The organism is Nocardioides sp. P5_C9_2, from assembly GCF_054049555.1.
In genome coordinates, this window is record NZ_JBFUMD010000219.1 from 1 (window position 1) to 6,078 (window position 6,078).

6 protein-coding genes and 1 pseudogene are annotated in these 6,078 nt (G+C 74.4%); 6 read left to right on the forward strand and 1 reads right to left on the reverse strand.

Annotated features, from left to right (window positions below):
* The 6 genes and pseudogenes from ACXJKL_RS12115 to ACXJKL_RS12140 form a co-directional block, all read left to right on the forward strand.
* Positions 1–331 (forward strand): annotated as a pseudogene (locus ACXJKL_RS12115) (hypothetical protein); the annotation flags it as partial.
* Complete coding sequence (locus ACXJKL_RS12120; protein WP_056885608.1) at positions 328–636, forward strand: DUF2469 domain-containing protein; 309 nt, start codon at positions 328–330, stop codon at positions 634–636. The pseudogene ACXJKL_RS12115 and the gene ACXJKL_RS12120, both read left to right, overlap by 4 nt.
* A 156-nt stretch (positions 637–792) precedes the next feature.
* On the forward strand, positions 793–1,191 hold the full coding sequence (locus ACXJKL_RS12125; RefSeq protein ID WP_457207301.1) for a YraN family protein: 399 nt from the start codon (positions 793–795) through the stop codon (positions 1,189–1,191).
* Positions 1,188–2,783, forward strand: a complete 1,596-nt coding sequence (locus tag ACXJKL_RS12130; RefSeq protein ID WP_457207302.1) for a YifB family Mg chelatase-like AAA ATPase — start codon at positions 1,188–1,190, stop codon at positions 2,781–2,783. Before ACXJKL_RS12125 ends, ACXJKL_RS12130 begins: the two co-directional genes overlap by 4 nt.
* Positions 2,780–3,955 carry a DNA-processing protein DprA gene (dprA, locus tag ACXJKL_RS12135; protein ID WP_457207303.1) on the forward strand — a complete coding sequence of 392 codons (1,176 nt, stop codon included), beginning with the start codon at positions 2,780–2,782 and terminating at the stop codon, positions 3,953–3,955. The genes ACXJKL_RS12130 and dprA overlap by 4 nt, the downstream gene beginning before the upstream one ends.
* Entirely contained in the window at positions 3,948–4,895 is a 948-nt protein-coding gene (locus ACXJKL_RS12140) for a tyrosine recombinase XerC (RefSeq protein WP_457207304.1), read from the forward strand. Before dprA ends, ACXJKL_RS12140 begins: the two co-directional genes overlap by 8 nt.
* A 36-nt stretch (positions 4,896–4,931) precedes the next feature.
* Here ACXJKL_RS12140 and ACXJKL_RS12145 read toward each other — a convergent pair whose 3' ends face one another.
* Positions 4,932–5,624, reverse strand: coding sequence for a M23 family metallopeptidase (locus ACXJKL_RS12145; RefSeq protein ID WP_457207305.1), 693 nt, complete (start codon positions 5,622–5,624; stop codon positions 4,932–4,934).
* Between the last annotated feature and the right edge of the window lie 454 nt (positions 5,625–6,078).

The following is a 6,078-nucleotide window of genomic DNA, read 5'->3' on the forward strand; positions in this document are numbered from 1 at the left end:
GGTCGACGGGCTCGAGGTGCCCGGCCTGGCGGTGTGGAAGGGCGACCGGGTGGCGGCCTGCATCGCGGCGGCGYCGGTGCTGGCCAAGGTGACCCGCGACCGGCTGATGGTCGCGATGGACGCCGACTACCCGGCGTACGACTTCAGGACCCACAAGGGCTACATCACCGACGTCCACACGGCCGCGCTGACCACCCACGGGCCGGCGCCGGTGCACCGGATGCGGTTCGTCAACGTGCGCCGTGCGGCGGGGCTCGAAGCCGAGCCGGAGGCTGGCACTAGGGTCGACCCGCAGACCGGGGCCAGGGACGACACGCAGGAGGACGCATGAGCGCGGAGGACCTCGAGAAGTACGAGACCGAGATGGAGCTCACCCTCTACCGGGAGTACCGCGACGTCGTCTCGATCTTCAAGTACGTCGTGGAGACCGACCGCCGCTTCTACCTGTGCAACCAGGTCGACGTGAAGGCGCGGACGGAGAACGGTGACGTGTTCTTCGAGGTGTCGATGGCCGACGCCTGGGTGTGGGACATGTACCGGCCGGCCCGCTTCGCCAAGAACGTGAAGGTGCTGACGTTCAAGGACGTCAACGTCGAGGAGCTCGCGCCGCAGGAGATCGACCCGCCCAAGGGCTGAGCGATCCTCTCGGCCTGATCTGATCTGATCGGGCCGGTCGGGGGCCACCTTTCGTCCCCAGGGTCTCGCCGACCCGGCTCCCTCCACAGGGTCGCGGACGGTGGTTCCGGTTGTCCGCGCGCGCCGCTGTGCTGGTCTCCACGAAGGAGGCCCGCCATGACCACAGCCCCACGACCTGCACCCGTGCCCACCCCGCGGCCGACCAGCAAGCAACGCCTCGGCGCGTACGGCGAGGAGCTCGCCGCCCGGCACCTGTCCCGGCAGGGCATGACCGTGCTCGACCGCAACTGGCGCTGCGAGATCGGTGAGATCGACCTCGTGCTGCGGGACGGGTCGACGCTGGTCATCTGCGAGGTGAAGACCCGCTCCAGCACGGACTTCGGCACGCCCCACGAGGCGGTGACGCCGCGCAAGGTCAACCGGATGCGCGCCCTGGCCGCCCGGTGGCAGCAGGCCCACCACGTGCGCCCCGTCGACGTCCGGCTCGACATGGTGTGCGTCCTCTCCCCGCGCCGTGGCCCGGTCGAGATCGACCACGTGCCGGGGCTCACATGATGCGGGTCGCCACGGCCTGCTCGATCGCGCTGGTCGGGGCGGAGGGACACCTCATCGACGTCCAGGTGGCCCTCTCCAAGGGGACGGTGGGCACGTTCGTGGTGGGCAGGCCCGACGCCTCGCTGCACGAGGCCCGCGACCGGGTGCGGATGGCCATCAACAACTCGGCCCGGGGCTCGAAGGACACCTGGCCGGCCACTTTCCGGGTCACCATCCTGCTCGCGCCCGCCGACCTGCCCAAGAGCGGCACCCACTTCGACCTGGCCATCGCCGTGGGTGTGCGGGCGGCCTGCGGCGCCGTCCCGGCGTCGTCCCTCCTCGCCACGGTCTTCGTCGGTGAGCTGTCCCTGTCCGGCAGCCTGCGCCCGGTCGCCGGGGTGCTGCCCATGGTCATCGCGGCGTCCGCGCGGGGGATCCGCCGGGTGTTCGTGCCGGAGTCCCAGGCACGGGAGGCGGCGATGGTCCCGGGCATGGAGGTCTTCGGGGTGCGGTCGCTGGCCCAGGTCGTGGCCGTGCTCCGCGGCGAGGAGGTGCCCGACGCGGCCCCCGTCGCCGGTCCGGTCCGCACGTCGCTCCTGCCCGCCGGGCGGGGGGCCGTGGAGTCCCTCGATCTCGACGACCTCGACGGGATGGAGGACGCCAAGTACGCCTTGGAGGTGGCGGCCGCGGGCGGGCACCACATCATGCTCAACGGCCCCCGCGGCGCCGGCAAGACCAGCCTGGCGGAGCGGCTGCCGACGATCCTTCCCGACCTCACCACCGCCCAGGCGCTGGAGGTGACGGCCCTGCACTCGCTGGCCGGCCTGCTGCGCGACGGCGACGGACTGGTGCACCGGCCGCCCTACTTCGCTCCCCACCACGACGCGAGCAAGGCCAGCGTCGTCGGCGGTGGCACCGGCCGGGTCCGTCCCGGTGGCATCAGCCGCGCCCACCACGGCGTGCTCTTCCTCGACGAGTTCCCSCTCTTCCGCGCCGACGTCATCGACGCCCTGCGCCARCCGYTGGAGAGCGGCGAGATCACCCTCGCGCGGGGGGAGGCCACGGCGACGTTCCCGGCCCGCTCGATGGTGGTSCTGGCGGCCAAYCCSTGCCCSTGCGGCAACTTCAGCRCSTCGGTCAACACCGCCTGCACGTGCCTCGAGCCGGCGCGCAAGGCTTACCGCCGCAAGCTGGTGGGCCCCATCGTGGACCGCATCGACATCTGGCGCGACATCGAGCCGGTGAGCGCCGACGCCGCTCACGACGTCTTCGCGCCCCGGGTCGACTCGGCGACCGTGCGAGCCCGGGTGGAGCGGGCCCGGGCCATGCAGGCCCGACGCTACGAGGGGCGGTCCTGGCAGCTCAACGGCCTCGTACCCGGTCCGGTCCTCGCCCGTGAGTGGCCGCTCGAGATGGCCGGGCAGCGACTGCTCGACGACGGCCTGCGGTCCGGGTCGCTGACCCGTCGCGGTGTGACGCGCGTCCAGCGGCTGGCCTGGACCGTGGCGGACCTGCGCGGCGTCGAGAGACCCGGCGCCACCGAGACGGAGCTCGCCCTGAGCCTGCGCACCGCGGCACCGTTGTCCGCCGCCGACATCAGGCAGGCCGGATGAGCCGCCTGCCGGACCGCCTCGCCCGGGTGGTGCTGAGCCGCATCGGCGAGCCGGGGGACCCGCGCCTGTGCGGCCTGGTGCGAGACCTCGGGCCCACGGCCGTCCTCGACGGACTGCTCGCGCAGCACTCCCTCGACGACGCGCAGCGGGACCTCGCCCAGCGGCTGGGGTCCGTCGACCCCGTGCGCGAGCTGGACCAGGCCGACCGGCTCGGCATCCGGTTCGTCACGCCGCACGACGCCGAGTGGCCGGCCGCCCTCGCCGATCTCGCGGCCCCCGAGGCCCACCACTCCGGGCTCGGCGGCGTGCCCGTCGGACTGTGGCTTCGCGGGCCGCGCCGACTCGACGAGCTGCCGCCGATGGTCGCCGTCGTGGGGTCGCGCTCCGCGACGACGTACGGCGAGCGCGTCGCCGCTGACCTCTCCGCGGCGGCGGCCCGCGCCGGGCTGGTCGTGGTCTCGGGGGCGGCCGCCGGCATCGACCAGGCAGCGCACCGCGGCGCGCTCGCCGGTGGTGGCACCACGGTGGCGGTGCTGGCGTGCGGTCCCGAGCGCGCCTACCCGACGGCACACCGCGCGCTGATCGACCACATCGCGACCACCGGGCTGATCGTGTCGGAGGTGCCGCCGGGCAGTGCGCCGCTGAGGTCCCGCTTCCTCGGCCGCAACCGGCTGATCGCCGCCCTGTCGGTCGGGACCGTCGTGGTCGAGGCGGCGCTGCGCAGCGGTGCCCTCAGCTCCTCGCGGTGGGCGGAGGTCCTCAACCGGGTCGTGATGGGCGTGCCGGGCCCGGTCACCAGCGTCACGTCGCAGGGCGTCCACGAGCAGGTCCGCAAGGGGGGCATGCACCTGGTCACCGGCGGCGCGGACGTGCTCGAGCTGGTGGGGGCGGCGGGGGAGCACCTCGTCGACCTGCGCCGCGCGCCCACCCGGCCTCGCGACCGCCTCGACCGGCGTGACCAACGGGTGCTGGACGCGGTCCCCGTGGGCCGGTCGGTCGGCGCCGACAGCATCGCCGTCGCCGCCGGCGTGGCGCTGCAGCACGTCCAGGGGGCCTTGGAGCGGCTGGCGTCGGGCGGGTGGGTGCGTCGCACGGAGCACGGATGGCGACTGGCCCGCGACGAGCCTCACGAGCAGGGCCCGGTCCCCGACCTACGATCGGTGGGTGAGTGAGCAGGCCGACGTCGCCGAGCCCGAGGGGCTGCCCGAGGGCTTCGTGCGGCTCCTGGGCGACTACGAGCGACACCTCGTCTCCGAGCGGGACCTCACCGCCCACACGGTCCGCGCCTACCTCGGTGACATCTCATCGCTGCTCGACCATGCCCATCGGCTCGGGTTCGCCGACGTCGCCGACCTCGACCTGCGGACCCTGCGCTCGTGGCTGGCCAAGCAGCAGACGCTGGGCAGGTCGCGCACGACCCTGGCTCGCCGGGCCACCGCGGCGCGGGTCTTCACCGCCTGGCTGCAGCGCACCGGACGCGCCCCGCTCGACGCCGGTGCCTCGCTCGGCTCGCCCAAGCAGCACAAGACCCTGCCGCCGGTGCTGCGCGCCGACGAGGCGGCCGACCTCATCCGCTCGGCCGCGAGGCTCGCCGACGACGGCAGCCCGGTCGGCCTCCGCGACGTCGCGATGCTGGAGCTGCTCTACGCCACCGGCATCCGGGTGGGGGAGCTGGTCGGCCTCGACATCGACGACATCGACGACGACCGCCAGGTCGTCCGGGTCTTCGGCAAGGGGCGCAAGGAGCGCTCCGTGCCCTACGGTCGACCGGCCGCCCGGGCCCTGAAGTTCTGGCTGGAGCTCGGCCGTCCCGCCCTCCGGGTCGAGGGTGCCGGCGCGGCCGTCTTCCTCGGCGCCCGGGGCCGGCGCATCGACCAGCGGGTGGTCCGCGAGCTCGTGCACCGCCGGATCGCCGACGTCCCCGGCGCCCCCGACATCGGACCGCACGGGCTGCGGCACACCGCGGCGACCCACCTCCTCGAGGGCGGGGCAGACCTTCGGTCGGTCCAGGAGCTGCTCGGCCACGCCTCGCTGGCCACCACCCAGCTCTACACGCACGTGACCACCGACCGGCTCCGCGCCGCCTACCGCCAGGCCCACCCCCGCGCCTGACCCGCCACGCCGCTGACCTGCCGCAGGCCCGCCGGGTCAGGGGAGCGAGCCGGTCGTCCGGCCGCCCGGCGGCGACTCCACCGCCGTCATCACCGGCGTCAGGATCGGCGACGTCGCCGGCATGCGCGGCGGGCGCCCCGTGGCCACGGGCGTCCAGGAGGCGTACGGGTGGACCGGCGGTCGCCACACGCCGGTGGCGACCGGTTCGTCACGCCACAGCGGCAGCAGCCGCACGGGACCGCCGCCGACGAGGTCGAGCGGGTCCAGGTAGGTGTCCCCGCGCCGCCAGCCCCAGTGCAGGCACGCCCGCGGGAAGCAGTGGCTGGCCGGCAGGTCCAGCACCCCGAGGACGCCTCCGGCGGCGATCCGGGTGCCGACGTCGACGGAGGCCACCACCGGCTCGTACGTCGTCCGGGTGTCGCCGTGCGACACGCTCACCACCGGCTTGCCCGCGATCCTCCCGGCGAAGACCACCTCGCCGGGAAGGGCGGCGCGCACGGGCTGCCCGATCCGCCCCGCGAGGTCGACACCCCGGTGCCCGCCGCCCCACGGGTCGTCGGGCGGGTCGAACGTCGCCACCACCTCCGGCCGTGGGTCGAGCGGCCAGACCCCGACCGGGTCGGGCCGGTCGGCCGGCACGGGGGAGCGGGCCAGGAGGACGACGGCCAGCGCCACCCCGGACACCGACCGGCCGGGCGACACGCGGGCACGACGGGACAGGAGGCTCATGCAGCGAGCGTGCGGGCCGACGACGGGCGGCGGCGGCGACCACGCGCCGTACGGTGGAGGACGGGTGCCGATCCGTGGCCTGTGGACGGCCCGGGGACCGGTGGCACCTCGATTGGCTCGCCGCGCCGGACGTGACCTACGATTCGCAGAGCGGCCCGGTACCACCAGCTCGACATGGGTCGACTTCGCACGCTCGCAGACCGCGACGGGCTCTCTCCGTGGAGGCCGGCCGCCCGTGGGCGCGAGTCCGTTGGTTCCGCAGCACCATCGCGGATCGGATCGCGCGCGAGCGTCAGGGCAACCGACACCCGTCGGTGCAGCAACTGAAATCAACCGGAGATCCGTTCCCGGCTCGGCCTGCCAGAAGGCCGCGCACACCGCGAGCGCCTCCATCACACAGGAGAACACCATGGCAGTCGTCACCATGCGCCAGCTGCTCGAGAGCGGCGTCCAC

Bases quoted from the DNA above. Each gene is read 5' to 3' on its own strand.
- ACXJKL_RS12120 (WP_056885608.1), top strand. From the start codon at position 328: ATGAGCGCGGAGGACCTCGAGAAGTACGAGACCGAGATGGAGCTCACC.
- ACXJKL_RS12125 (WP_457207301.1), top strand. From the start codon at position 793: ATGACCACAGCCCCACGACCTGCACCCGTGCCCACCCCGCGGCCGACC.
- dprA (WP_457207303.1), top strand. From the start codon at position 2,780: ATGAGCCGCCTGCCGGACCGCCTCGCCCGGGTGGTGCTGAGCCGCATC.
- ACXJKL_RS12145 (WP_457207305.1), bottom strand. From the start codon at position 5,624: ATGAGCCTCCTGTCCCGTCGTGCCCGCGTGTCGCCCGGCCGGTCGGTG.